The organism is Eubacterium sp. 14-2 (genome assembly GCF_000403845.2).
In the GTDB taxonomy this organism is placed as follows: Bacteria; Bacillota; Clostridia; order Lachnospirales; family Lachnospiraceae; genus Petralouisia.
In genome coordinates, this window is the sequence record NZ_KE159568.1 from 936,664 (window position 1) to 962,251 (window position 25,588).

The window sequence follows — 25,588 nt, forward strand, 5'->3', positions numbered from 1 at the left end:
ATCTCCTGCCCCCTTCATATGCTATCCAACCATGGGTCAGATAACATACCTTTCGTTGTGTTCATATACTACCTTGATTCCGTCGCCGCCGCTGAAATAAGTATTGGCGCGCAGTGTATCGCGGCTTTCTACAATACAGTTCTCAATATGTGTATTATCTCCGATATATACGTCATTCAGAATAATCGAATTCTTGATAACACAGTTCTTTCCTACAAAGGCTTTCTTAAACAGGATTGAATTCTCCACCTTGCTGTTGATAATGCACCCGCTGGAAATCAGGCTGTTGCGCACATCAGAGCCCACGTTGTACTTAGCCGGCGGAAGATCATCAATTTTAGAATAAATCTTGGGTTCATTCCTGAAATATCTCCGGACTTCCGGCTTCAGGAAATCCATATTGGTCTTATAGTAAGATTCCACCGTAGCAATATTGCTCCAGTATTCTTCCATTTTATAACCGTAAATACGCTTCATATTCTTATACCGGATTAAAATATCCGTTACGAAATCATGACGGTTCTCCTCGGCGCAGCGCTCCAGCATCTCAATCAGCTGTCTTCTGCGGATAACATAAATTCCAGCAGAAATAGTATTAGACTGGGCAACCATGGGTTTTTCTTCAAACTCCACAATTCTGGAATCCTCATTCATGCGTACCACACCGAAGCGGCTTACATCATCCCCCACCGGCATGTCCTTGCATACAATGGTGATATCTGCCTTCTTCTCAATGTGGTACTCCAGAATTCTGTTGTAGTCTATTTTGTACACACAGTCCCCTGCCGCAATAATCACATAAGGTTCATGACTTCTCTTCAGAAAATCCAGGTTCCGGTACATGGCGTCTGCGGTTCCCCGATACCACCATGCGTTGTCGGAGGTGACCGTAGGATTGAATACATACAGGCCGCCCTGTTTCCGTCCAAAATCCCACCATTTGGAAGAACTTAAATGCTCATTCAGACTTCTGGCATTGTACTGGGTAAGTACAGCCACCTTCTGAATATGGGAATTGCTCATATTACTGAGGGCAAAATCAATACACCGGTAACTTCCGCCCACCGGCATGGCTGCAATGGCTCTCTTGTTGGAAAGCTCCTGCATCTTACTGTTATTTCCACCTGCTAATATAATCCCTAATGCCTTCATACTATGTCACCTGCCTTAATGATAGATTCTCCGCTTGCCAGAATGCCATTGGGGTAGTCTTCTGCTGCTGTCTCACCGGATACCGCCGTATTCTTTCCTATCTTAACGCCTGACGGAATCACGGAATTCTCTCCAATTGTCACAAGGCCGAAAGCATAAACACTGCTGTTTAACTTATTCTCAACCTCATCTCCTATGCCAAGTTCCACGTTATTGCCGATTGTTACGTTTTCCGCAATGATGGATTTGGTTACGGTAACATTATCACCGATCACGGTTCCTTCCATAATAATGGAGTCCCGTATTACAGAATTCTTACCTACAATAACCCCCGGCCCAATCACCGAGCCGTAAATCTGACCGTTGATTTCACAGCCTTCCCCGATAATACAGCGTTCTGTCACAGCCTCCGGTGAAATGTACTGAGGCTCTATCACCTCAGTCTTCGTATAAATCTTCCAGTATTCCTCATACAGGTTGAATTCCGGAATCAGGTCAATCAGTTCCATATTGGCCTCCCAGTAGGAACCAAGGGTTCCCACATCCTTCCAGTATCCGTTATACTCATAGGCAAACAGACGTCTGCCGTTTTCCCTGCAGTAAGGAATGATATGTTTGCCGAAATCACAGTTACTCTGTTCCGACATGGTAATCAGCGCTTCCTTTAACACACTCCAGGTAAAAATATAAATGCCCATCGAGGCCAGATTGCTTCTGGGATTCGCCGGTTTCTCTTCAAACTCCTGAATCTGTTTGTTCTCATCGGTAATTACCAGTCCAAATCGGCTTGCCTCCTCCCATGGTACCGGCATGGCAGCAATCGTGACATCTGCATTATTCTCTTTATGGAAATCAAGCATCACTTCATAATTCATCTTATAAATGTGATCTCCTGAGAGAATCAGTACATATTCCGGGTGATAGCTTTCAATATAATTTAAATTCTGGTAAATTGCATTGGCAGTACCTGTATACCATTCACTGTTATCGCTCTTTTCATAAGGAGGCAATACGGTGACTCCGCCATGATTGCGATCCAAATCCCACGGAATTCCAATTCCTATATGAGCATTTAACCGCAATGGCTGGTACTGCGTTAATACCCCTACGGTGTCTATCCCGGAGTTCACACAGTTACTCAACGGAAAATCAATAATTCGGTACTTGCCGCCAAATGCTACCGCAGGTTTTGCGACTTCAGAAGTCAGTACTCCCAGACGACTTCCCTGTCCTCCAGCCAAGAGCATGGCAATCATTTCTTTACGAATCATGTCTCTCACCTCTCGTCAATTAATTTCTTGTTTCCTGTAGACCAATTATATCACAAAAGAATCTTTTAGTACACATATTTCACAATTTTTTTCGTGAAAAATAGATTTATTTGTCATTTCATACAATATTTACCCCTATTCTTCCAGAGACTGCCATGATTTTCCTCCCAAACCTCCGCATTTTCAATTTGCAAAATGCCTTATATTGGTATAGAATAAAAATGATTAATTTAAAGAGAGCGGCAGGTAGAAAAATATGTATAAAATCAACTTCAAAAAACCAATTCATCTTCATTTTATCGGTATCGGAGGCATCAGCATGAGCGGCCTTGCCGAAATCCTGTTAAAAGAAAATTTCCGCATTTCCGGCTCCGATGCCAGAACTTCAGAACTCACAGAGAAACTGGAAACAATGGGCGCTGAAATTTTCCTGGGCCAGCGGGCCTCCAACATAAAAGAAGGCATTGACGCAGTAGTATACACCGCGGCCATCCATCCGGACAATCCGGAATTAAAAGCTGCTGTAGAGCAGCAGCTCCCCACTCTCACCAGAGCAGAACTCCTGGGCCAGATCATGGACAATTATCGGCAGTCCATTGCCGTGTCCGGAACCCACGGCAAAACCACCACTACCTCCATGATTACCCAGATTCTTCTGGAAGCCTGCGCAGACCCCACTGTATCCGTGGGCGGCATCCTGAACTCCATTCAGGGAAATATCCGTGTGGGCCAGTCAGATATATTTCTGACGGAAGCATGTGAATATACCAACAGCTTCCTGAACTTTTACCCCAGATATGCCCTCATATTAAATATAGAAGAAGATCATCTGGATTTCTTCAAAGATCTTGATGATATACGCAGTTCTTTTCAGCAGTTTGCAAAAAATGTGTCTCCGGAAGGCACCCTGATTATTAATGGAGAAATTGACGGTATTCCGGAACTCACGGAAGGACTCCCCTGCAAAATTACCACTTATGGACTGGCTCCCTCTGATTCATATTATGCTGATCATATCGTTTTTAACACTCAGGGATGCGCAGACTTTACTTTAATGCACGAAAATAAGGCTGTTGGCCCCATTTCCCTGAACGTCCCCGGCATTCACAATGTCAGCAACGCTCTGGCAGCCTGCGGACTGGCACTGGAACTTGGTATTTCTCTGGAACACATTCAGTCTGCCCTGTCCGGTTTTAAAGGCCCTGAGCGGCGGTTTGAATACAAGGGAACCCTTGGCGGCGGCATTACCATTATCGACGATTATGCCCATCATCCGGCAGAAATCACCGCCACTCTGACGGCAGCCAGAAATTATGGGAACCACCGCATCATATGTGTGTTCCAGCCCCATACCTATACCCGGACCAGAGCGTTCATGGAGGAATTTGCCGCTTCCCTTTCCATGGCGGATCTGGTTGTGCTGGCAGATATTTATGCGGCCCGTGAAACGGATACCCTGGGCATCAGCTCCCGAAACCTTCAGGAAAAGTTACAAAATCTTGGAAAAGAATGTTACTATTTTTCCTCTTTTGACGAAATTGAAAACTTTTTATTAAATAAATGTATAAACGGTGATTTGTTGATAACTATGGGCGCCGGAGATATTGTGCAAGTAGGAGAACACCTGCTTGGGAAATAGTTATCCACATTATCCACATTCAAACTGGATAACTTTTTCCAATTTGGATGTGGATTTTTAAGTTTACATAACACAATAATCCCCTTTTGAAAGATTTCCGGGTTTTTCCGGCTTTTGGAGATTTTCCTCTGTTACCATAAGATTTTCCGGTCCGTTTATCCACATTGTCCACCCTTTCCACATTTCCTCAATCCCTTGATTTTACTGGGTTTTCAGGAAAAATTTTGCTTCTCATTTTGATTTTTATGTGCTATACTTGAATCCACATTAAGAGATTTCGCATTACGAATTATGTGATTCAGATTATGGAAGGAAATTCACCTGGAGGATATTATGGCAAACATTACATTAGGCAAAGACAACAATCATTCTACAACGGAAATTCCCAACCGCTTCATTGACGAATACATGGCCGGCGCCAACGGAGAATTTGTAAAAATTTACTTATATCTGCTCCGCTGCATGAACGCGCCGGGATGCAGTTTTTCCATTTCCGCAACTGCGGACAGGTTCGACCACACGGAGAAAGATATTCAGCGGGCTTTAAAATACTGGGAAAAAATGAATTTGCTGCGGCTGGAATACGGTGAGGACAGGTCTATTTCCGGTATCTATTTTCTGGATTCTGACGCGGCCTCCCCAAAAAATGATGCAGTTCCCCTGAAAAAAGCGGATACTCCTGTGATAAAAAATCCCCGGCCGGAGGAATACGGCTGTGAAAACAGGAAAGCAGCCTGCGGGAATTCTGCCTCTCTGCCTCAGAAACCTTCTTATACTGCAGACCACTTGGCGGCCTTTCAGGAAAAGGAAGAAGTCCGGGAACTTTTATTTGTGGCGGAAAGTTATCTGGGCAGGCCCCTGACCTCCACTGACATCCAGACTCTGCTCTACTGGTACGACGGTCTTGGACATTCCACAGATTTAATTGTCTATCTTCTGGAATACTGTATCGCAGGCGGCCATTCCAGCCTGCATTATATGGAAAAGATTGCTTTAAGCTGGAAAGATTCCGGTATTACAACCGTAACCCAGGCAAAACAGAACGTCAATACCCACAGCCAGCTTCATTACGCAGTTCTGAAATCCCTGGGAATTCAGGGACGGAACCTGATTCCTGCAGAATCCGCCTATCTGGAAACCTGGAGCAAAGAACTGGGATTCAGCCAGGATATGATTACTGAAGCCTGCAGCCGCACGATTCTGACGATACATCAGCCTAATTTTGAATACACAGACCGTATTCTGAGAAACTGGCACAGACAGAACATTCGTACTGCCGCTGACATCCGGAAAGCCGACGCTTCTTTCCAGGCTGCAAAAACCGCAGAAAAATCTGCCCGGTCTGCTTCTGTACGGACAGCCGCTGCAAACCGGTTCAACAGTTTTCCTCAGCGCACCTATAATCTGGAACAGCTGGAAGCAGAGCTGTTAAACAGTGCACACTGAGAGACCTGTTTGCCCCAGGCCGCCGTCACAGCAGTTCACACCCTCTGAAGGATGCACAGCTGCAGACATTATTACATATACCATGAAGGTAATACCCCTGGCTTTCGTATGATACACACCCTGAAGGAGGCTTCCATGGCTTTAAGCAATACACAGTACAACATCTTAATCCGGCGTTATGAGGCCAGGCAACTGGAAAACCGCCATATTGTAATGGAACGGATGGACATGCTCTACCGCCGGTTTCCCAGATTTGCAGAAATCGACAAAACCATTTCTTCCGTTTCTGTGGCACAGGCGCGAAAACTGATGGACGGGGATGACCAGGCCCTTTCCCGCCTGAAAAAAACCATTGCGGACCTCACTGCCGAGAAAAAGCAGATACTGACAGACCATGGATATCCCGCTGACTATTTCGAACCCCCGTACCAGTGCCCGGACTGTAAGGACACCGGATATATCGGCAGAGAAAAATGTCACTGTTTCCGACAGGCTTCCATAGATCTGGTCTACACCCAGTCCAATCTGCGGCAGATTCTGGAACTGGAAAATTTTCAGAATTTTTCCTATGATTACTATTCAGATACTCAGAAAAATCCTTCCACCGGCCTGACCAGCCTTGCCACTGCAAAGCAGGCAGTGGCTGTCTGTCTGGACTTTATTAAAGGATTTGACCTGGAATTCTGCAACCTGTTTTTCTATGGAGATACCGGTATTGGCAAGACTTATCTGTCCAACTGTGTTGCAAAGGAGCTTTTGGACTCCGGACATTCGGTTATTTATTTTACCGCCTCCTCTCTGTTCCACATTTTTGAGAAAAATGTGTTCGGCAGAGAAACGGAGTACAGTGAAGACTATCGAAATATATTTGACTGCGATCTGCTGATTCTGGATGATCTGGGCACGGAGCTTTCCAATGCTTTTACATCCTCTCAGTTATTCCTGTGTCTCAACGAGCGCATCCTGCGGCGGAAATCCACCATTATTTCCACCAACCTGAGTCTGAGTCAGTTAGTTGACACTTACTCAGAGCGCACTTTTTCCAGAATTTCCAGCAGCTACACCATGATAAAGCTATTTGGAAACGATATACGTCTGCAGAAAAAACTGGGACAGGCCAGACCGGGCAGAACGTAACCTGCAGTCTCCGTCCGAAACGGATCAGGACGCAGCCCAAACTCGAAGATACACATAAACATTTTCAATATATATTTATGGAGGACTTTACCATGCAGCGTAACGAACGAAACTATGAAACTATCCCCACCGGCTCTCTGGGCGTGATTCCTCTGGAAAGCTGCCGGGAACTTGGAGAAATGGTAAACCGCTACCTTGTACGGTTCCGTGCGGAACGGGAACACGAACATGAAAATGATATTGCCTTCCGGGGCTACCAGAGAGACACCTATCTGATGGAATGCCACACTCCCCGTTTCGGCAGCGGTGAAGCCAAAGGCGCTATCAGGCATTCTGTCCGTGGTTACGATTTGTTTCTTATGGTGGATGTGACAAATTACAGCCTTACCTACACCGTATGCGGCCATGAAAACCATATGTCTCCCGACGACCACTATCAGGATCTGAAACGTATCATCGCCGCTGTAGGGGGAAAAGCCAGAAGAATCACAGTCATCATGCCCTTCCTCTACGAGAGCCGCCAGCACAAACGCACCGGCAGGGAATCTCTGGACTGCGCCCTTGCCCTTCAGGAATTAATCAGCATGGGTGTGGATAATATTATCACCTTTGACGCCCACGACCCCCGCGTACAGAACGCCATCCCGCTCCACGGCTTTGAAACCGTACAGCCTGCTTACCAGTTTATCAAAAGCATTCTCCGGGAAACCGATGATCTGCAGATTGACAGCGATCATATGATGGTTATCAGCCCGGATGAGGGAGGTACCAACCGTGCAGTATATCTGGCAAATGTGCTGGGTCTTGATATGGGAATGTTCTACAAACGCAGAGATTACAGCAAGATTGTGGACGGCCGCAATCCCATTGTAGCCCATGAATTTCTGGGATCTTCAGTGGCAGGAAAAGACGTGCTGATTATCGACGATATGATTTCCTCCGGCGACAGCATGATTGATGTCGCCACCGAACTGAAAAAACGACAGGCAAACCGTATTTTTGTAGTGGCTACCTTCGGTCTGTTTACCAATGGTCTGGAAAAATTCGACAAAGCAGTGGAAGAAGGTATCATTTATAAAGTGGTAACCACCAATCTTACCTACCAGACACCGGAACTGTTAAGCAAACCCTACTACATTGACTGCGATATGAGCAAATACATTGCCTATATTATTGATACTCTGAACCATGACACATCCATCAGTGATTTGCTGGATCCCTATGAGAGAATTGAATCTCTGGTGAAACGGTACAAAGCCGGAGAAAAAGTCAGATAAAAATTCAGATAAAAAGAATGCGCTTCGTACCCTTCACATAAGGAAGTGAAGGGTACAAGGGCATCTCTGTCTTGTGGCTATGCCGTTTTTTCTTCTTTGGAACGCTTCTGTTTCAAGCGTTCCTGGAACATTTCTTCATATTCTTCAGCGGATGGGGCGTTGATAATACCGACTCCATTATAGTAAATATCAATAGGATACACTGTCTTTCCGTCTATGACCTTTTTCTTGGATACCATGATGTAGTCTATAAATTCATTGACGATGGCAGGTGTAAGTTCCTTGATTTCGGTATACCTCTTGACCTTTTCCAGAAAGGCTGATACATTTGCGGTTTTGCCGTCCTGCATTTCAATATCCAATTTTAATTGGGTAAGTAATTCTTTCAGCATTTTCTGTTCGGCTTCATAACTTGCCGACATTGTTGCAAAACGCTCATCGCTCAGTTTACCCGATACATTATCTTCATAAATCCGCTGAAACAATACGTCAAGTTCAGTAATACGCTTTTCACATTTGGCTAATTCACGCCGCTTCTTGGCAATTTCTTTCCGCTGTTCTTCGCTTGATTTGTCAAGCTGCTCCTGCACAAACTGTTTTTTAAACGCCTGCACATAGAACAGCACACGCCGCAAACTTTCAAGCACTAAGGCATGGACAACCTTTTCACGAGTATAATGTGCCGTACAGTTTGCAGTATTCTTGCGGTAGTTAGAACAGAAAAAGTATGCCTGCTCTCGGCTGTAATTGTTCGTCACGCTATAATACAGTTTTTCCCCGCAGTCGGCACAATAGAGTAATCCTGAAAAAATACTGATTTCGCCTGTACGGTTTGGTCTGTGCTTGTGGCTTCTAAGCTCCTGTACAAGTTCCCATGTTTCGCTGTCAATAATGGCTTCATGAGTATTTTCAAATACTTTCCATTCCTCTTTCGGTCTGTGAATCTTGGTCTTATCTTTAAAAGAGCGTGTCCTGGAACGGAAATTAACCGTATGTCCGCAGTATTCAAGCCGTTCCAGAATATCCGCAACTGTCCTTGCCGCCCATTTATGTGGAACAGCAGGAAGTACAGATGTCTTTCGCCCTTGTGCCTGCCAATGCTCTGTTGGCGTTGAAATACCCTCCGAAAAAAGGATATTTGCTATCTGCGTCGGTCCGTATCCCTCAACGCATAGGCGAAATATTTTGCGTACAACCTCTGCGGCTTCTTCGTCAATCAACCAATGGGCAGGATTGGCTTCGTTCTTCTTGTAACCGTAGGGGATAACCGTTGTAAGAGGTTTCCCCGACATGCCTTTGTTCTGGAATACCGCCCGTACTTTCTTTGAAGTATTCTTGGCATGCATCTCATTGAACCAGTCCTGCACAGGGAGAAAATCACTCAATCCGTCCTTTGTGTCAATATTGTTCATAATGGCAATATAGCGGATACCCAGACGGACAAAATCTTCTTCCAATAGCTGACCGACAACAAGGCGGTTTCTGCCAAGCCTTGAATGGTCTTTGACAATAATCGTTCCAATTTCTCCCGCCTCGGCAAGCTCCATCAGTTCCATAAAAGACGATCTTGTGAAGCTGACACCAGAATATCCGTCATCTACGAAAAATTGGGGATTCTGAGATCCGTTATCCTTTGCGTACTTGCTCACAATTGATTTTTGATTAGTAATGCTGTTGCTCTCCCTTTGCAACATATCGTCACGGCTAAGCCTGCAATAGAGGGCAGTAATTTTTTCTGACTGTCTGTTCAAAATAAACTCCTTTCCGACAGTCGGATATGATGTTTGTAGTGATGCTATTCTACCATATCTGCCATCCCACTTCAACGCTTTAAAGTGCGAATTAAAAATATTTTCATACCTCTGTACCTAATATCCGATTGACTTTGGTTATCATATCTTCCCTTTGTTCTTTATTGAAGTGGGAACAGACAACATAATAAATACTATCTATCTCCTTTACAAAATCCAAATCTTTTGGTTTTGAAATTTGCTCAAAGAAAGCAAGGCGTTTCTCTTTCGGCAAATCAGCAAGCATATCGTAAATGTTGTTGATTGCTTCTCGAATAGCGGTATCTTCGGTAAATTGCTCCTTTGTTCTTTTGTCTATATAGTTGTCCATATGCAATAATCCTCCCATGAAGAATAGAGTGAGAAAAAATATCCCTCACCCTATAGTCCTTGAAAAAGTTAAAATTTGCCCTCTATTGTTTAAAATCTTTTAGCTTTTTCCGTAGATGCTGCATCCTTGCATAGATAGCCCCTGCGGTTAAATGCACAAGCAGGGCAATCTCCTTTGTGGAAAATCCCTGCATTTTCAGCAGGACAATTTGCAATGTGCGCCTGTCCACCGTGATTAAGGCAAGGTACAGATTTTCGCTTTCAATCTCGTCCAGTAAATCAGAAACAGACCTTACTTCCGTCTGCTTCTCCCTGTCTGCTATACCCTCAAGGTATTCTCCGAAATCGCTCGCCCATCGGTAAAACCGCCTGTTGGAATTAAAATCTGCCCTGTCGTTTGTGCGGATTTTCTCAATAACCGCTTCATCAATGCCACACTCACGCAAAATTTTTTCTTCGGCTTCTTTCCAGATGCGCCATTTTCTCTCCTCTCGTCCGTGGTTGTATGCCATCTTTAATTCCTCCAATTAAAACTGATTGAGAGGGCAGACAAAAGCCCCCTCATTTTCCCAAAGGAAAAAACAAGGGGGCTGAACGCCTTAAATTTAAACCTCCATTATCTTTCTCAGTTTCGCAAGGATTTTAGTTTTGCGTTTATTGACAACGCTCTGTGTTATGCCTAACTGCACCCCAACTTCCCGCTCGGGAAGTTCTTCAAAGAAGATTGCCTTTACCAACGCCTGCTCACCATCCGACAATAAGGGCAGGGCGGCTTTCAGCCTGTCCACCATCACCGCATGAACAACGGTTTCCGCAACGTCCACCGCTTCATCAACAATGAAATCAAGCACATTCCCCTCACTGTCCGTAAATCCCTCCAAACTCAAACAGGTCTGGAGGGTTAAACTATTTTCATTTGGGCGTGAAGATACAGCCCACCAAAACGCTGTTTTTTTATTTGGTGGGCTATAACTTCAATTACAAGCCTTATCCCAAAGACTTCAAATTATTTCTATATTCCTGCATCTCCCTTTCGTCCGTGTTATCTAAAACAAATTGCAGTTCGTTTGTTACCTTTTCACGGTCATAGGGAAGATACGCCGTTACGGGCGTGAAATTAGATACCGTGTTCGCAAACAGGTGTGTGCGTATATTTAGGTTATTGATTAAAATTTGCAACTCACGGATACGCTCTTTTTCCTCGGCAGGTACAAACAAGCCCTGCTGTGCCATCTGATAAAGCTCTGTGTCTGGAAAAAGCGTGAGAGAGTCCACGGAAATAAAATACGGATTAAGCTGACTGAACAGCTCTGCACTATTCCTTGCATTCTGGTATCCTCCACCTTTCCCCGCAAGCCCTGTCATATAAACAAAGTAGTATTCAATGCCTGCTTCGTCCAATTTCCTGCATTGCTCCAGAATATCCGCCGAGGTATATCCTTTATTGGCAAGGGCAAGCGTTTCGTCATCGCCGCTTTCCACTCCTATACTCAGTCCGTTAATGCCCATCGCCCTCAATTTTCTAAGCTGCCATACCTCTTTATTTTTAATATCACGGATGCTCGCAAACATAGCCATTGTTTGACACTTAATCAGATAGTCCCTTACCGTCAACGCCCGCAGCTTGAGATTTTCATAACTCATTGCGAACGGGTTAGCTCCCGTCCAGAAAATTCTTCGGGCGTTCGGCTGATAACTTTTTATCTCTGCTAAATCTTCCTCAAATTCCTCAATAGGCGACATTCGGAAGCACTCGTTTTTATACAGGCTACAAAACTTGCATTTATTGTAGGTGCAGCCAGAGGTAGCCTGTATGATGATCGAATGAGCTTCATACGGTGGTCGCCAAGTTCTGCCTGTAAAGTGCATGATTGCTCTTCCTTTCACTTACAGATGATGAACGCTTTTTCTATACCTCTGTAATTCTTCTTCGCTGACATTTCCTATAATTTCATCGAGAAATGCCAACAACTTATTTTTGTCTTTCGGCAGTTGCCCATGAAACTGATACGCATTGGAAGCTCCCATTGCCGCAAAGATGGTAGGTATCTGCAAATTTTCAATGAGTGTCCGTACCTCTTTGTACTTTTCAAGTTCGCCTTCTTCATGCCAGTTCCCACGCTGTATTTCCGTATAAAGCTCTGAATCGGGATAAATCGTAAGCATATTTGCCCCGATTAGCGTAGGGTGTATCTGATTGCATATATCAGCCGTCAATTTTGCTCCGATTTCTCCACGACCTGCCCCAGAAATGCTTACCAAGTAAAAGAAACTGTAATGAATGCCTGCTGCATCTAATCTCTGGCATTGTTCTATGATGTCAGCAGAGGTATATCCCTTATTCATAAACCGCAGGGCTTCATCATCACCTGTTTCTATTCCTATTGTCAGACCGTCATATCCCATATCTCGCAGTTTAGCAAGCTCCTCATCGGTTTTAGGGGTAACATCTGTAATCCTCGCAAATGAGCCGATAGATGTAACTGACGGGAGATATTTGCGGATTAGCTCTGCAATCGCAGTTAATTTGTCATAAGACAAAACAAAGGGGTTAGCTCCCGTTAAAAATACTCGGCGGGTACGCCCGCTGTTCCAACCTTTTGTTGCCCTTTTAACCTCCCGTAAATCACTCTCAATATCCTCAAGAGGGGACATTCTGAATTTGAACGGCAAATCATTATATAAGGTACAAAACTTGCATTTATGATGCGTACAGCCTGCCGTTACTTCTAACAAAAGTGATGCCGCTTCATACGGCGGTCGCCAAATTGTTCCTGTGTAGTGCATAAACACATCTCCTTTCCTTATTCCTGCGCTTCTTTTTGTGCATATAGGGATATTTCTGTAGTCTATACTAATTATACTTTCGTACAATGATTGTACAAGTACTGTACTTTTTTATAGTACCTATATCAAAGCGGTACATTGATTTTTAAGAAAAGGCGTGTTATACTATTTCAGAAAGGAGTGGCAGGAATGAAAAAAAGTACATTGGCTGTTGAACGCTGCAAAACAGTTTCTACCATACAAAAAATTTTAGGCGGTAAATGGAAAATCGAAATCATTTATTATATCGCCTTTCGGGATATACACCGTTTCGGGGAGCTTCGCAGGCATATCGGCGATATTACGGAATCAAGCCTGACAAAGCAGCTTCGGGAACTGGAAGCCGATGGCTTCCTTACCCGTTATGACTACAAAGAAGTACCTCCCCGTGTGGAGTATAACCTTACCGACTTAGGCAAAAGTTTCATTCCCGTTTTTGAGCATATGAAACAATGGGGAGATGAAAACCTCAGCGAGTAAATAAAGCACAATATCTGGCAAGTACATAAATAGTTAGGAAGTAATACTTATGGCAACAAACAGCATACGCTACATATACAATTCAAAATGGGCATGGAATTGATTTTCTGCGAAAATTCAACAATATCCTATCCCACACATAACCATGTTTCTGTACTCACAATCGGCATTGTGTTAGATGGCTCTATTGTGCTTGTTGCGAATAATAATGAAAAGGTTTATGAAAAAAATCAGACCTTTATCATTTGCCCATATATGCCGCATAGCATTTCAACACATAGCAGCTATACTTTGCTAAGTTTATGTATTGATAAAAATATTGCCGCACACTATTCCGCCGATAAAATAAGGCATAACATAATGGCTCTGTTAATAAATGCTTTCAATACAGAAAGAATCAATCCGTACCAGATATTACAACTATTGAACTGCTTAAACTCGTTTGCCGTCTATACAGATTGGCACTCTGAAAGCCAAAATCCATTTATCAATAACCTAAAAAGGCAGTTGGAATTATATCCCGAAACCAAATTTAGTATTGAAGAAATGGCACAAAACGCATTTATCAGTAAATACCATTTTATCCGAAGTTTTAAGGCAGAAGTGGGGCTTACACCGCATCAGTTTCAGCTTCAAAACCGCATCCGCAAGGCACAACGATTGATGCACAACGCCGAAACAATAACAGAAGTGGCTTTGTCCACAGGTTTTTGCGACCAAAGCCACTTCATAAAGCAATTTGAAAAGCAGGTAGGCTTACCTCCGCTGACTTACAAATTATCTTCCCAAACAATCCTAAAGGATACCTCTATGCCATTCAGCAATATTGAGGAAATTAAAACTGGGGAAATGAGTTAGCACAATGCAGGCATAAATTTTGCGAACAGGTAAAGACCATTTTCTCCTGCAATGACTTCGTGCGGCACTCCGATAGGGAAAATGGAAATTATGCCTGCTTCATAGGGCAGCTCCGCTCCATTGTTCACACAAATACCTGCACCAGAAATAACCTCATGTGTTTCTAATTGCTTTTCGTGGATATGATTGCCAATCTTCTTATTGGGAGCTAGCCTCACGAGATGGAAGCTGAACTGTCCATCTGTCTTTTCGGATGTGATAATATGTTTTAATTCCACACCATCAAAAGTAGGATGTTTCGACCACGGAATAGCGTCAAAGGCTACCGTAGCATCTGGTAAAAGTAACTTCCCTCCCTCGTTGAATTTTTCAAACAGATTTTTATAATCCATTCTCAGCACTTCCTTTCAAATCTTATTGGCAGTATTCTTGCCTGCTAATATCATATCAATAAGCACAAAATTTGAATTGTAAAAAATTGCGGAATAAAAACAGAGCCAGTAAGCAGTGAGGGATTCCTACTTGCTACTGACTCTGCGTTCTTTTATGGGGTATTAGGGGCAAATGTCCCTAACAAGCGAATTTGGATAACCAAATTCAGTGCTTGGTAAGACATCGCTAAATTTCATTTAAGCATTGGGATTTTCTTATGACGCTTTTAAGATTTTTCTTTTGAGGTTTTGTATAGTTGTGAAGGCGTTACGGGATTCATAATAACGAAAAATATATGTATCAGCTTTCCTTCATATTGTTTATCAAAAACCTCTCCATTTTCTTGTATTACTTTATTGGGTTTTTTATTATAATCAAAAACAATATAATATCCCTCATTATAATTAGCTTTTTTTAAATAATCATTTAGTTCTGGAAATCCCGAATTATAATATTCATTTCCTTTCCACAGCTTTGTTTCAATAATAACCTTTTCAGTAGGTACGGTTATATCATTATTACCTGCTCCAGATCGTGGTTCACAAAATGTTTCTTGTTGAATATATATTGAAAGGGTACTCCGTAAGGTATCTTCTGATGTGGAAGCTTTAGGAAAACCTCTAAAATTGCCATTTTCCACCTTCTGTTTAAATATTAAAATAGACTTATAGAAAGAAATATCAGCATAGAAAGAAAGCTCATAATTTAACTTTTTGTACAATCCTTTGCAAAATAAATTTATATCAAGGTCATTTGCAAAGAAAAAATCTTTCCTTTTTTGTAGTATCTTTCTCAAATCACTAAGCGCCAAATTTCCATTTTCTATAGAAGCAACAAGCGATGGCGTTATCGTTAAAACAAATTCAATAATTAAATTTATTGCACTATTTTTGAAACAATAATCTTGAACTATTCTTATTACCGTTTTATCTATATCTGTATGCATATTTTTATAACCTTGTTAATTTAAATGCTTGTTCAGCAATTGAATGTTTATATATTTTTTTCCATTAACGCCCACTTCTTTAATTTCTATTAAGCCATATTCCAAAAGAATTTTGATTTTATTTGATACTGTCATTTCGGTCTTACCTACAATGGGAGCAATTTCTTTTTGCGCTTTTATCCCATCTATCGCTTTATATACATCAAATAGAACACTATCACCAGTAAATAGAGTAATATATTCATTATGTAATTCTTTGTTTGAACGAAGATTTAGTAATTCGATTTTTTCAAGAGCATCAACTTTGTGCTTTATATAATTTACAGTTGTATACAGTTCTCCACTTTCGCTCATAATGCTACCTACCTATCAAAACAATCTTTTGGGACATTTTGCTTTCGAATTATAAATATACTCAATTAGCCCTGCTTTTTCTAAGGAAACAGCAAACAATCTTACCGCTTCAGAAGATGTATTAACTTCTGTTGCTATTTCTTTTAGGCTCTTTGTCCCATCGAATAAATCATACATTTTCTTGCGCTGTTCCGTTGTAAGATAACGATTACTTATCTGTTCATTGAAATCCAAAAGTTTATCCTGTGACAAAACAGTAAGCAATTTTCGAATAGTAGCGAGTTCCTCAAGAATTTTTTCATTTATTACATTATCCATTAAGCACCCTCCTCTTCTTCAACTACACTAGAAATGCCATATTCATCTAAATCAAATGCTGCTTTATAACGTCCTTTTCGTGTTGCTGGAATTACTAATCCAAGTAATGCCCATTTACTCCATAAATTAGCAATTTTTGTGTGCGAACATTTGTTTTTTAATATAGCAGAAACTTCTCTTGTTGACCGTTCTCCGTTTGACATTTGATATATTTCTATAAGCTGTTCTGTATTTAATTCCTCTCTAAGAATATCAATAATTTTTTTCCTGTTAACTACTTTATACATTAGTAAAAATTCTTCAAATAAACTTTCCAGTTTATCATTGGCCATTTTGTGCCTCCTCTAATTCTTTATTTGCATAATATACTGCAATTTTTGAAAGAGACTTACTCAGAATGCGTGCATTCCCTTTCATATGATAGTCTACTAAGTCATTATCTACAAGCAATTGTGCAAAAATCTGAAGTGTATTTAACTTGCAACCTATGTCACCGCTAATTTGCTGCAAAGTTCTTTCTCCGTCAATTGCTTCATACATTTGACGCCTTAAATTTGAAGTAAGAAAATCTGCATTAAACTTTTGGATAGCTTCAGATTTAGTTTGTACAGTAAGTAATTTTATCTCCTAATAATTCTCGTAAAAGTTTTTCAATAATATTCGTATCCAAAATACCACCTTCCTCGTACCTCGTATATAGTATATATCCATATATCGTCATTGCCAACGTATTAAATATTTCAACTTGTTTAGAAATCATTTTTGGTTCTGAAACAAAGCAGCAAACACAATATATAGTATGTTTTTATCAAAACATATTTTACAAAACAAGTATATGCAAGTTATAATATATTACAGATTGCTTATATTTCGCATAAAATAAGTGGTTTGTAAAATAAATATTGTTTGATTCGTTGCATTTATTCATGATACAAAATTATGGTTTGTAGTCTATTGACTAAAATCATTTAAAAAAATAAAAATGTGATAAATATTTATATCAACCACATTTTAAAGCATTTAATGATAATTAAATTCTCTTCTTATAATCTCTGCTAATTATTTTTTACTTATATCAAATTGGCTTACAATCTGTAAGCCAATTTATTCAGAAAGCTCACTCTCTATTTCTTCGACTGTCGGTAGACTACTTTTAAATTCTTCACGAAGTACCTTTGTCAATTCATATTCTGCAATCCCGATTGGCTGTGAAATATCATCAAGCGCATACTCAGCAACGACGTCGTCTTTATCCTTACATATAAGAATACCTATTGTTGGATTATCCTGTTCTGTTTTTATCTGCTTATTGACAGCAGTGACATAGAAATTTAATTTACCTGCAAATTCTGGCTTAAATTTTTCCGTTTTTAGTTCCACGACAACATAACAATGAAGGCGGACATGATAAAAAAGTAAATCCATATAAAAATCACTTTCGCCGACATGCAAATGTATTTGCCTGCCAAGATACGAAAAACCTATGCCCAGTTCCAATAGAAATTGAGTAATTTGATTGATAAGGGCATCTTCCAATTCTTTTTCGTCATATTTTTCTCTCAAAGCCAGAAAGTCAAAATTGTATGGATTTTTCAATGTTTGTTCAGCCAAATCAGACTGCGGATCTGGCAATTTTAATTGAAAATTGTTAATAGCTTTGCCCTGTCTGTTATATAGACCGTTATCTATTTGATGCTCTAAAACAGTTCTGCTCCAACCGTTATCCATCGTTTTCTGCGCATAAAATAATGCTTCCGCAATATTTTTACACTTATACATAATCCTTTGATTATGTCCCCACGGAATAGATTTGATTATTTTTTCAATTAATTCCATTTGGCTTACAGGCTGTAAGCCATTTTCATCGGAATTATAAAATTTGTACCAATAACGTATGCTTTTTAAGTTTTGGACTGAAAAACCCGACATATTAGGAAAAGTCTTTCGTAAATCCTTGCTCATTGTTGCAAGAAACGCCTCTCCCCATTTCGCATTTTTCTGCTTGGCAACAATATCTCTGCCTATATCCCAATATAAATCGAGCATCTCATGATTCACTTTAACAGAAGCCTTTATCTGACTATGCTTTATCCTGTTCTTTATATTCTCTATCCATGCTTTATATTCATCATCCACAATAAAGCCAACCTCTCTGCCTGCCATTCTTATCTTCCTCCAACCAGTATATCCTATCCTATGCCTGCATATGTGTTCTCCATTTTACCATATACGGATGAATTTTTCCACTTTCTCAGATGAAACAGCGGCATTAGCTGTGCGCCAATTCCGCTTAAAAAATCAATTAAAAATAAGTTTTACGAAACTATTTCATTTGCCTGTTATCTGATACAATTCATTAATTGTGTCCATTTTATAGGGTTAATTGCCTTTACTTGTTCTGTCATTTCTTGTTTTTGTTTCATCTGCTCTAAAATCCGAAAAAAACGTTTTTGTGCCTGCTTGTCAATCTCAACATGATATTTATTGAGATTTCCATTCGTAAGTAAATTAATATAGGTTACTCTACGATAATGCTGCAAAAAATATAGATGCCGTTGACCGTAAATACCAATTTTAAAATTTGCTATATCTGGCATTTCAAGATTTGGAATGACATAGTCGTTTTCTTTTCGGTATGTGCCGCCGAATTGCTCAAATAATGATTTCATCGTAGTTTCCTCCAGTATATTTAATTATTCCTACAAATTCATCATATCCAACCGTCTTTACAAATTTCCTAAAATGCCAAAAGGAGCACTTCCTTATATGAAGCACCCCTTCGCGCATTCTTTTTATTATCATCATAGTTTCTGTAACAAGAATTTTCAGGGAAGGAAACATCCTTACCTTTTGCTTCCCCACACAATCTGATAGTAGGATCTGGCTGTCATGAGATACACAATACCGTAAATCACTGCAAAAACTCCTGTCACAATCAGCGTACAGACTGCGAACAGCCCCGCATTCTGCATTCCAAACAGCAAAAGCAGACGGTTCATCATGGGAAAGGCTGCGGCAAGGTGTATACAGGCCATCACCAGCGGCAGGAAAAACACTTTCAGAATCTGGCTGCGGATAGCACCCCTGGCTTCTCTGGGGCTCATGCCCACTTTCTGCATGATTTCAAACCGATCTTTGTCCTCATACCCCTCAGATATCTGCTTGTAATAAATAATCAGTACCGTTGCCATCAGAAATACAAATCCCAGAAACAGTCCCAGAAACAGGAATCCGCCGCCGAGAATCAGAAAATTCTCTCTGGTATCCACCTGATTATCCACCCTTAAGATAATCGTTTCCTGCTCGCCCCGGCCCTGATTATAAATTTCTGCCTGCTCTTCGATTTTCCCCGCGCATTCCTGAATCTGCTGTCTGGTTCCCGCAACATCCGCATAAATACAATAGTCAGGTGTACTTGCCCGGTCTCCGTATATTTCTTTCTGCATGTCATACATTTCATTCAGAATATTCTGATCCTTTACAATTATAATGTAGCCGTCATAAATCACATTATTATCCAGCCCTTCCATGGCTGCTGCATCCACATATTCTTTAATCCTGAACATTTTTCCGTTAAAACTATAATTTTCTTCTCCATCTTCTCCCTGTCTGACAGCAACCAGGATTTCATCCTCTGACAGTTCTTTCTGTTCTCCGGACAGACGATGATATTCTTCCAGCGTTATAAATTCCAGCTGACTCAGAGTACCTTCTGCAATTCCGGTTTCAGAACTTCTGCAAATACGTATCTCCTCCCCCTTTTTCCAGGCAGCCACAGACAGAGCCATATAGTCTTTTTCCTCTTTTACCTCAATTCCAACTTCCTGCAGCGCCTGATCCAGCATTTTGTCAGCAGCTTCTCTCTGTTCCGTTGTACAGCCGTACACCCTTACCACAATATCTCTGGGGCACATGGTCTGAACCACATCTTCCATCCCTGCATACAGAGACAGTGTGCCGGCAATCATAACCAGTACCATGGTGCTCAGAATACAGATATTGGCAAGCCCCGCGGCGTTCTGTTTCATCCGGTAAATCATACCGGATACGGAAATAAAGTGGCTGGTCCGGTAATAATATCCTTTTTTCCGGCGCATCAGTTTCAATACGGCCACACTTCCCGCTGTAAAAAGGCAGTAAGTTCCCAGAATTACCAGAAGCACCGCTGCAAAAAACATAAGCAGCGTATCTATGGGATTTTTCACAACAATGGCAATGCCGTATCCAACGCCCAATGCCACAAACCCAATTAATGTCATCAGCCAACGTGTTTTCGGTTCTGCTTCTCCCCGATTTGCACTGTGAAGCAGTTCAATGGGCCTGGTCTTTCCCACCTGAAACAGGTTATAAATCAGTGTCACTGCAAAAATGCCCAGAAAGCAGCCTGACATCCCGATGACTGCAGAAACTGAAATTTCAAACCCGAAGGGTATTTCCAGTCCGGTAATACGAAGCAGCACCAGCATTACCAGTTTGTACAGCAGGATTCCCGCCGCCAGACCGCCTGCAATACTGATAAAAGCCACCATGCAGGTTTCCCAGAACATCATCCTGCCGATATGGCGCTTTTCCATGCCAAGTATGTTGAACAGGCCAAATTCCTTTTTACGGCGTTTCATAAGAAAGCTGTTGGTGTAAAACAGCAGTACCACGGAAAAAAGCGTAATCACACCGCATCCAAGCCCCAGTATCATCTTCAGCTCCGCGGCTCCGTTCATCTCATCCAGACCTTTATCCCCGGTAATTGCCAGCATAATGTAGTACATGGCCCCGATGCCAATGGCTGCTGCGATAAAGGGCAGGTACAGTTTTCCGTTTTTCTTTAAATTGCTGAATGCCAGTTTTCCATAAAAGAAATTATTCATGTTTTCCACCACCTGTCGTAATTACTGTAAGGGTATCAGAAATTTTCTGATACATTTCCTCATCACTGCCGGAACCTTTGTAAAGCTGATGGAACACCTGTCCGTCCTTGATAAACAGTACCCTTCTGGCACAGCTTGCGGCCCTGATAGAATGGGTCACCATCAGTATGGTCTGGCCTGCCTCATTGATTTCCTGAAACTGAGCCAGCAGGCTGTCCGCCGCTCTGGAATCCAGCGCCCCGGTGGGCTCATCGGCCAGAATCAGCTGAGGATTGGTAATCAGCGCCCGCGCCACTGCAGCGCGCTGCTTCTGCCCGCCGGAAACTTCATAGGGAAATTTATTCAGAATATCTTTAATTTTCAGTTTTTCCGCAATGGGCATCAGACGCGTCCGCATCTCATTGTAATTTTTCCCCGCAAGCACCAGAGGCAGAAAAATATTGTCCTGCAGGTTAAAATTATCCAGCAGGTTGAAATCCTGAAAAACAAACCCCAGGTTCTCTCTCCGGAACTGAGACACCTCTGCCTCCCGGATAGTGGACAGATTTTTTCCGTTCAGCAGCACCAGACCGGATGTTGCTTTGTCCAGAGCCGCCAGAATATTCAGCAGCGTGGTTTTTCCGGAGCCTGACTCTCCCATAATCGCCACATATTCTCCTTTTTCCACAGAAAAACTCACATCACTCAATGCCTGCACCTGATTGCCGCCAAACCTTGTAGTATATATTTTTTTCACATTGCTTACTTCCAGTATCGCCATAATATCCTCCTTATTCTCTGTTTGCTGTTCTAGGTACAGTATACAGAAACTGCCTCTGGTCTGCCTTAACTTTGCCTTACATTTCAAAAGCATTTCTTACAGTTTTGTAAGATTTACGGTAAAGACTGCAGAAAGGCCTGCGGTAAGGAGGGGCCCCCTGGAGGGGAAAAGACGGTTGACTGCTCTAAGGCCCCCGTGTTATGATATGCCCTGAGTATCCCGGAATCAAAACCCGCAACAAAAAGAAAGGAAGGAACGATTATGAAACTGACCATCTGCACATCCGAATCTCAGCTTGCCAGTCTGGAACGTCTTTACCTGGAAGCCTTTCCGGCTTCCGAGCGAAAACCTTTTCCCCTTCTTCTGGCAAAAAGCCAGGAAGGTTTCGTGGAACTGCTGGCTCTGGAAGGGGAAGACCATACATTCCTGGGTCTGGCCATTACCGTTCTCCACCAGGATATGGCGTTGCTGGATTACTTTGCCGTTGTCCCCGGTATGCGGGGACAGAATAAAGGCTCCGCAGCCCTTTGTCTGCTGAAAGACCGGTATAGGGATAAAAAGCTGATTCTGGAAATTGAAGATCCGGAAGAAGAATCCGAAAACAAAGAAGAACGTCTTCGAAGAAAAGCATTTTATATAAGAAACAACATGGTTGTCATGCCCTGTTCTCTGGAATTATTCGGTATAAAAATGCTGCTGCTCACCAGCGGCCACATGGTATCCTTTGAAGAATATCACAAAATATATGAGGCGGCATTTCCCGGAATCATCGCCGAAAACATAAAGAAACTGCCATAAACGGGTAATCAGAACAGGAGTCTGACTGTGGTTCCTGCTCCCGGTTCTGATTCCACCAGAATTTTATGGCCCAGTTTATTCAGTATTTTCTGTACCAGATACAGGCCGATGCCGGAAGCCTTTTTGTCACTTCTGCCATTATAGCCGGTGTATCCTTTGTCAAAAATCCGGGGCAGATCTTCCGGCAGAATTCCCATGCCGGTATCTTTTATGGTCAGGCAGCCGTTCTCCAGATAAATAAAAATATCTCCCGCTGCAGTGTATTTAATGGCATTACTCAGCACCTGTTCCAACACAAAAACCAGCCATTTTTCGTCCGTCACCACCTTTACCTGAAGAGTTTCATAGTGAAGGGTGAGCTTTTTTCGGATAAACATGGGCGCATATTTGCGCACTGCCTGCCGGATCATATCGTCAATCTCATATTCTTTTAACACAAAATCATTGATGCTGCTGTTTAAACGCAGATACTGCAGCACCATCTCCACATACTGTTCAATTTTAAACAGCTCTGATTCGATTTCCCTTTTCTGCCGGTAATACTGCTCCTGGCTGTCAATTTCCTGCTGCAGCAAAAGCCCCATTGCCGCAATAGGTGTTTTGATCTGATGGGTCCACAGGGTAAAATAATCGGTAATGTCTCCCTTTTCCTTTATAAGTTCTTCTACCTGACGTATCCGTTCCAGCCGGACATTTTCCAGCAGTTCCTGATAGAGCCTTTCAATATCATCTTCCGGCCCGGGCAGTTTTTCCGTACCGTTTTTCACGGCTTCCATCTGCCATTCCAGTTTCCTCTTTTTCTGGCAGTAACGCCTGCAGTCCAAAGCCAGAATCAGAATTCCCACCACCATACACAGGCTGATGGCATACACCGCAGGCTCCATAGGAAGCCGGTACAGATACAGCACAGCGGCAAACACTGCGGCAAAAATCATAAAAACAAAGATCCCCATTCGATGGCGGCGGATATATCCTCCCATTCCGTGCATTATCATTTCCTTTCCTGCAGTAAATTTTCTGCTCTGCCATAAACCTGTTCCGGAAAGCCTTCTGTATGAATCCTGCTCTGAAACAGGCCTGCGTTATATGTAATCCTGCTCTGCAATAAGCCCCTCAGTCCAGAGTATAACCGATTCCCTTCCTGGTCCGTATCATACCCTCAATCCCGGCTTCTTCCAGTTTTTTCCGCAGCCGGGCCACATTTACCGTAAGGGTATTATCATCTATAAAATTATCGGATTCCCACAGCCGCTCCATGAGTTTCTCTCTGGTGACGATTTTCCCCTTCTGTTCTGTCAGTGTTTTCAGGATTCCGATTTCATTTTTGGTGAGCTCCACCTGAACTCCTTCATAAAGCACCGTACCTCTGCTGCTGTCGAAAATCATGCCCCGGTGTTCTAACAGGTTATTTTCCCCGGCAAAATCATAAGTCCGCCGCAGCATGGCCTGTACCTTTGCCTGCAGCACATTCAGATCGAAGGGCTTTGCCACAAAATCGTCTCCCCCCATATTCACTGCCATTACAATATTCATGTTGTCCGAAGCCGAAGAAATAAAGATTACCGGCACTCTGGAGATTTTTCGTATTTCATCACACCAGTGATACCCATTGTAAAAGGGCAGAGAAATGTCCATCAGTACAAGCTGTGGTTTCTGTGCCACAAAAACCTGCAGTACATCTTTAAAATCTTCCACGCATACAGCCTCATACCCCCATCCCTCCATATGCTTCTGTATGGCTTTGGCAATGACTTCATCGTCTTCCACAATCAGCAGTCTGTACATGATACCATCTCCTTTATGATTCTCTATTCTCTGGAACTGTCAATTTTATTGCGTATTTCCTGCATCCGATAGTCCAGCCGCTCAATGGAGTCCGCGCATTTCTTTAACTGGCTTACAATTTCATCTGTGTCATCCACATCTTTCTTGTATTTCAGTTTGTGCTCCAGGCTGGCCCAGAAATCCATGGCGATTGTGCGGAACTGTACTTCCACCTTCATATATTCTTTTTTCTCCGACAGAAAAATCGGTACATTCAGAATATGATGAAGGCTCCGGTACCCGTTAGGCTTGGGATTTTTAATATAGTCCTTTTCCCGCACCAGAAAAATATCGTCCTGCCTGATAAGAAGAGCTGCCAGACGGTAAATATCATCGGGAAACGAACAGATCACCCGAACCCCGGCCACATCCGTGAGGTTTTCCCGAATACTTTCCACCGTCACGGGAAATTTCTTCCGTTCCAGTTTCTCATAGATGCTTTTGGGGGATTTCAACCTGGTCTTGATAGATTCAAATGGATTCCTGTTATAGGCCTGGGAAAAATCCTCATTCAGCACCTTCAGTTTGGTTTCCACTTCCATAATGGCCGCCCGGTATTCCATCATCAGCCGGTTAAAGGAGCCGGAGCCCCTCAGTTCTTCTTCCTGTACTTCTATAATACGGGACTGCTTTTCCAGGGCTTTTGCCTGTTCTGCCACCTTCTGTTCCAGCTGTTTTTTATATTCAAACAGTTCCACAGCATTCTGTATTCTTTTGCGGACGATGGAACTCTCAAAAGGTTTGCGTATAAAATCTGATACCCCCAGTTCAAAGCACCTGGTTTCCACCTCCACCCCATGTTCTCCGCTTATAATCAGAACCGGGATTTTCCCCATCCATCCCCTTCGTCTCATTTCTTCCAGAACCTGAAAGCCATCCACCCCCGGCATCTGCAAATCCAGAAGAACCACTGCTGTTTCCTTCTGATGTTCCTGCAGCTTCTGCAGCGCCTGGGCTCCGTCCTCTGCCATCTCCATCCTGTAATCCTGCTCCAGTATATTACGCAGTAACTCCCGGTTTATTTCCACATCATCTGCTACGATTATCCTTTGCATATCCTTCTCCCGTATATTTTACCGGATCAC

At 42.4% G+C, this 25,588-nt stretch carries 27 protein-coding genes and 1 pseudogene; 7 read left to right on the top strand and 21 right to left on the bottom strand.

All coding sequences use genetic code 11. From position 1 onward, the window contains the following. Positions 1–36: 36 nt before the first annotated feature. The gene (glgD, locus tag C805_RS21245; RefSeq protein WP_016216077.1) at positions 37–1,152 is read right to left on the bottom strand and encodes a glucose-1-phosphate adenylyltransferase subunit GlgD; all 1,116 of its coding nucleotides are present in this window, start codon (positions 1,150–1,152) and stop codon (positions 37–39) included. Beyond that, positions 1,149–2,423, bottom strand: a complete 1,275-nt coding sequence (locus C805_RS21250) for a glucose-1-phosphate adenylyltransferase (RefSeq protein ID WP_016216078.1) — start codon at positions 2,421–2,423, stop codon at positions 1,149–1,151. Before C805_RS21250 ends, glgD begins: the two co-directional genes overlap by 4 nt. Positions 2,424–2,679: 256 nt before the next feature. Here C805_RS21250 and murC point away from each other — a divergent pair, with 256 nt between their 5' ends. The 4 genes from murC to C805_RS21270 all read left to right on the top strand — a co-directional run bounded on the left by murC (position 2,680) and on the right by C805_RS21270 (position 7,922). Next, complete coding sequence (murC, locus tag C805_RS21255) at positions 2,680–4,062, top strand: UDP-N-acetylmuramate--L-alanine ligase (RefSeq protein WP_016216079.1); 1,383 nt, start codon at positions 2,680–2,682, stop codon at positions 4,060–4,062. Positions 4,063–4,395: 333 nt separating this feature from the next. Beyond that, the gene (locus C805_RS21260; RefSeq protein ID WP_016216080.1) at positions 4,396–5,508 is read left to right on the top strand and encodes a DnaD domain protein; all 1,113 of its coding nucleotides are present in this window, start codon (positions 4,396–4,398) and stop codon (positions 5,506–5,508) included. A gap of 135 nt (positions 5,509–5,643) precedes the next feature. Further along, positions 5,644–6,645: an ATP-binding protein gene (locus C805_RS21265; RefSeq protein WP_016216081.1), complete on the top strand. Its 1,002-nt coding sequence runs from the start codon at positions 5,644–5,646 to the stop codon at positions 6,643–6,645. Positions 6,646–6,737: 92 nt separating this feature from the next. Continuing rightward, positions 6,738–7,922 carry a ribose-phosphate pyrophosphokinase gene (locus C805_RS21270; RefSeq protein WP_016216082.1) on the top strand — a complete coding sequence of 395 codons (1,185 nt, stop codon included), beginning with the start codon at positions 6,738–6,740 and terminating at the stop codon, positions 7,920–7,922. Between the two features lie 77 nt (positions 7,923–7,999). Here the strand turns inward: C805_RS21270 and C805_RS21275 are convergent, their stop codons facing one another. From C805_RS21275 to C805_RS21295, 6 genes and pseudogenes are all read right to left on the bottom strand, one after another. Beyond that, positions 8,000–9,673, bottom strand: coding sequence for a recombinase family protein (locus tag C805_RS21275; RefSeq protein WP_016216083.1), 1,674 nt, complete (start codon positions 9,671–9,673; stop codon positions 8,000–8,002). Between the two features lie 103 nt (positions 9,674–9,776). Then, positions 9,777–10,043, bottom strand: a complete 267-nt coding sequence (locus C805_RS21280; RefSeq protein ID WP_016216084.1) for a hypothetical protein — start codon at positions 10,041–10,043, stop codon at positions 9,777–9,779. 82 nt (positions 10,044–10,125) lie between these two features. Next, positions 10,126–10,554: a sigma factor-like helix-turn-helix DNA-binding protein gene (locus C805_RS21285; protein ID WP_016216085.1), complete on the bottom strand. Its 429-nt coding sequence runs from the start codon at positions 10,552–10,554 to the stop codon at positions 10,126–10,128. Positions 10,555–10,647: 93 nt separating this feature from the next. Then, a pseudogene (locus C805_RS0106470) lies at positions 10,648–10,929 on the bottom strand (sigma-70 family RNA polymerase sigma factor); the annotation flags it as partial. A 100-nt stretch (positions 10,930–11,029) separates the two neighbouring features. Beyond that, on the bottom strand, positions 11,030–11,911 hold the full coding sequence (locus C805_RS21290; protein WP_016216087.1) for a radical SAM protein: 882 nt from the start codon (positions 11,909–11,911) through the stop codon (positions 11,030–11,032). An 18-nt stretch (positions 11,912–11,929) separates the two neighbouring features. Then, positions 11,930–12,829: a B12-binding domain-containing radical SAM protein gene (locus C805_RS21295; RefSeq protein WP_016216088.1), complete on the bottom strand. Its 900-nt coding sequence runs from the start codon at positions 12,827–12,829 to the stop codon at positions 11,930–11,932. Positions 12,830–13,018: 189 nt separating this feature from the next. Here C805_RS21295 and C805_RS21300 point away from each other — a divergent pair, with 189 nt between their 5' ends. Together C805_RS21300 and C805_RS21305 are read left to right on the top strand one after the other, a co-directional pair. Beyond that, positions 13,019–13,348 (top strand): winged helix-turn-helix transcriptional regulator, encoded by a 330-nt coding sequence (locus C805_RS21300; protein WP_016216089.1) that lies wholly within the window; start codon positions 13,019–13,021, stop codon positions 13,346–13,348. Between the two features lie 87 nt (positions 13,349–13,435). Further along, positions 13,436–14,206: a helix-turn-helix domain-containing protein gene (locus C805_RS21305; RefSeq protein ID WP_016216090.1), complete on the top strand. Its 771-nt coding sequence runs from the start codon at positions 13,436–13,438 to the stop codon at positions 14,204–14,206. On the opposite strand, the gene C805_RS21310 is transcribed toward C805_RS21305, so the two are convergent. The 10 genes from C805_RS21310 to C805_RS21355 form a co-directional block, all read right to left on the bottom strand. Further along, positions 14,203–14,598, bottom strand: coding sequence for a cupin domain-containing protein (locus tag C805_RS21310; protein WP_016216091.1), 396 nt, complete (start codon positions 14,596–14,598; stop codon positions 14,203–14,205). The two genes, C805_RS21305 and C805_RS21310, sit on opposite strands and share 4 nt — an antisense overlap. A gap of 266 nt (positions 14,599–14,864) precedes the next feature. Then, the gene (locus tag C805_RS21315) at positions 14,865–15,584 is read right to left on the bottom strand and encodes a hypothetical protein (protein WP_016216092.1); all 720 of its coding nucleotides are present in this window, start codon (positions 15,582–15,584) and stop codon (positions 14,865–14,867) included. A gap of 15 nt (positions 15,585–15,599) precedes the next feature. Beyond that, a complete protein-coding gene (locus tag C805_RS21320; RefSeq protein ID WP_016216093.1) occupies positions 15,600–15,938 on the bottom strand; it encodes an ATP-binding protein in 339 nt (112 codons plus the stop codon). A 15-nt stretch (positions 15,939–15,953) separates the two neighbouring features. Continuing rightward, positions 15,954–16,256, bottom strand: coding sequence for a hypothetical protein (locus tag C805_RS21325; RefSeq protein ID WP_016216094.1), 303 nt, complete (start codon positions 16,254–16,256; stop codon positions 15,954–15,956). Then, positions 16,256–16,588: a hypothetical protein gene (locus tag C805_RS21330; RefSeq protein WP_016216095.1), complete on the bottom strand. Its 333-nt coding sequence runs from the start codon at positions 16,586–16,588 to the stop codon at positions 16,256–16,258. Before C805_RS21330 ends, C805_RS21325 begins: the two co-directional genes overlap by 1 nt. Beyond that, on the bottom strand, positions 16,578–16,796 hold the full coding sequence (locus C805_RS21335) for a hypothetical protein (RefSeq protein WP_016216096.1): 219 nt from the start codon (positions 16,794–16,796) through the stop codon (positions 16,578–16,580). The genes C805_RS21330 and C805_RS21335 overlap by 11 nt, the downstream gene beginning before the upstream one ends. 564 nt (positions 16,797–17,360) lie before the next feature. Continuing rightward, positions 17,361–18,419, bottom strand: a complete 1,059-nt coding sequence (locus tag C805_RS21340) for a PDDEXK nuclease domain-containing protein (protein WP_016216097.1) — start codon at positions 18,417–18,419, stop codon at positions 17,361–17,363. A 176-nt stretch (positions 18,420–18,595) separates the two neighbouring features. After that, entirely contained in the window at positions 18,596–18,925 is a 330-nt protein-coding gene (locus C805_RS21345; protein WP_016216098.1) for a TnpV protein, read from the bottom strand. Between the two features lie 174 nt (positions 18,926–19,099). Then, the gene (locus C805_RS21350; protein ID WP_016216099.1) at positions 19,100–21,121 is read right to left on the bottom strand and encodes an FtsX-like permease family protein; all 2,022 of its coding nucleotides are present in this window, start codon (positions 21,119–21,121) and stop codon (positions 19,100–19,102) included. Next, positions 21,114–21,881 (bottom strand): ABC transporter ATP-binding protein, encoded by a 768-nt coding sequence (locus tag C805_RS21355; protein ID WP_016216100.1) that lies wholly within the window; start codon positions 21,879–21,881, stop codon positions 21,114–21,116. The genes C805_RS21350 and C805_RS21355 overlap by 8 nt, the downstream gene beginning before the upstream one ends. Positions 21,882–22,142: 261 nt before the next feature. Between C805_RS21355 and C805_RS0106480 the strand changes: the two genes are divergently transcribed. Beyond that, positions 22,143–22,679, top strand: coding sequence for a hypothetical protein (locus tag C805_RS0106480; RefSeq protein WP_016216101.1), 537 nt, complete (start codon positions 22,143–22,145; stop codon positions 22,677–22,679). Positions 22,680–22,687: 8 nt separating this feature from the next. On the opposite strand, the gene C805_RS21360 is transcribed toward C805_RS0106480, so the two are convergent. The 3 genes from C805_RS21360 to C805_RS21370 form a co-directional block, all read right to left on the bottom strand. Then, positions 22,688–23,674 carry a sensor histidine kinase gene (locus C805_RS21360; RefSeq protein ID WP_016216102.1) on the bottom strand — a complete coding sequence of 329 codons (987 nt, stop codon included), beginning with the start codon at positions 23,672–23,674 and terminating at the stop codon, positions 22,688–22,690. Positions 23,675–23,792: 118 nt separating this feature from the next. Further along, positions 23,793–24,464 carry a response regulator transcription factor gene (locus C805_RS21365; protein WP_016216103.1) on the bottom strand — a complete coding sequence of 224 codons (672 nt, stop codon included), beginning with the start codon at positions 24,462–24,464 and terminating at the stop codon, positions 23,793–23,795. Between the two features lie 23 nt (positions 24,465–24,487). Beyond that, positions 24,488–25,558 (bottom strand): response regulator, encoded by a 1,071-nt coding sequence (locus tag C805_RS21370; protein WP_016216104.1) that lies wholly within the window; start codon positions 25,556–25,558, stop codon positions 24,488–24,490. Positions 25,559–25,588 lie beyond the last annotated feature (30 nt).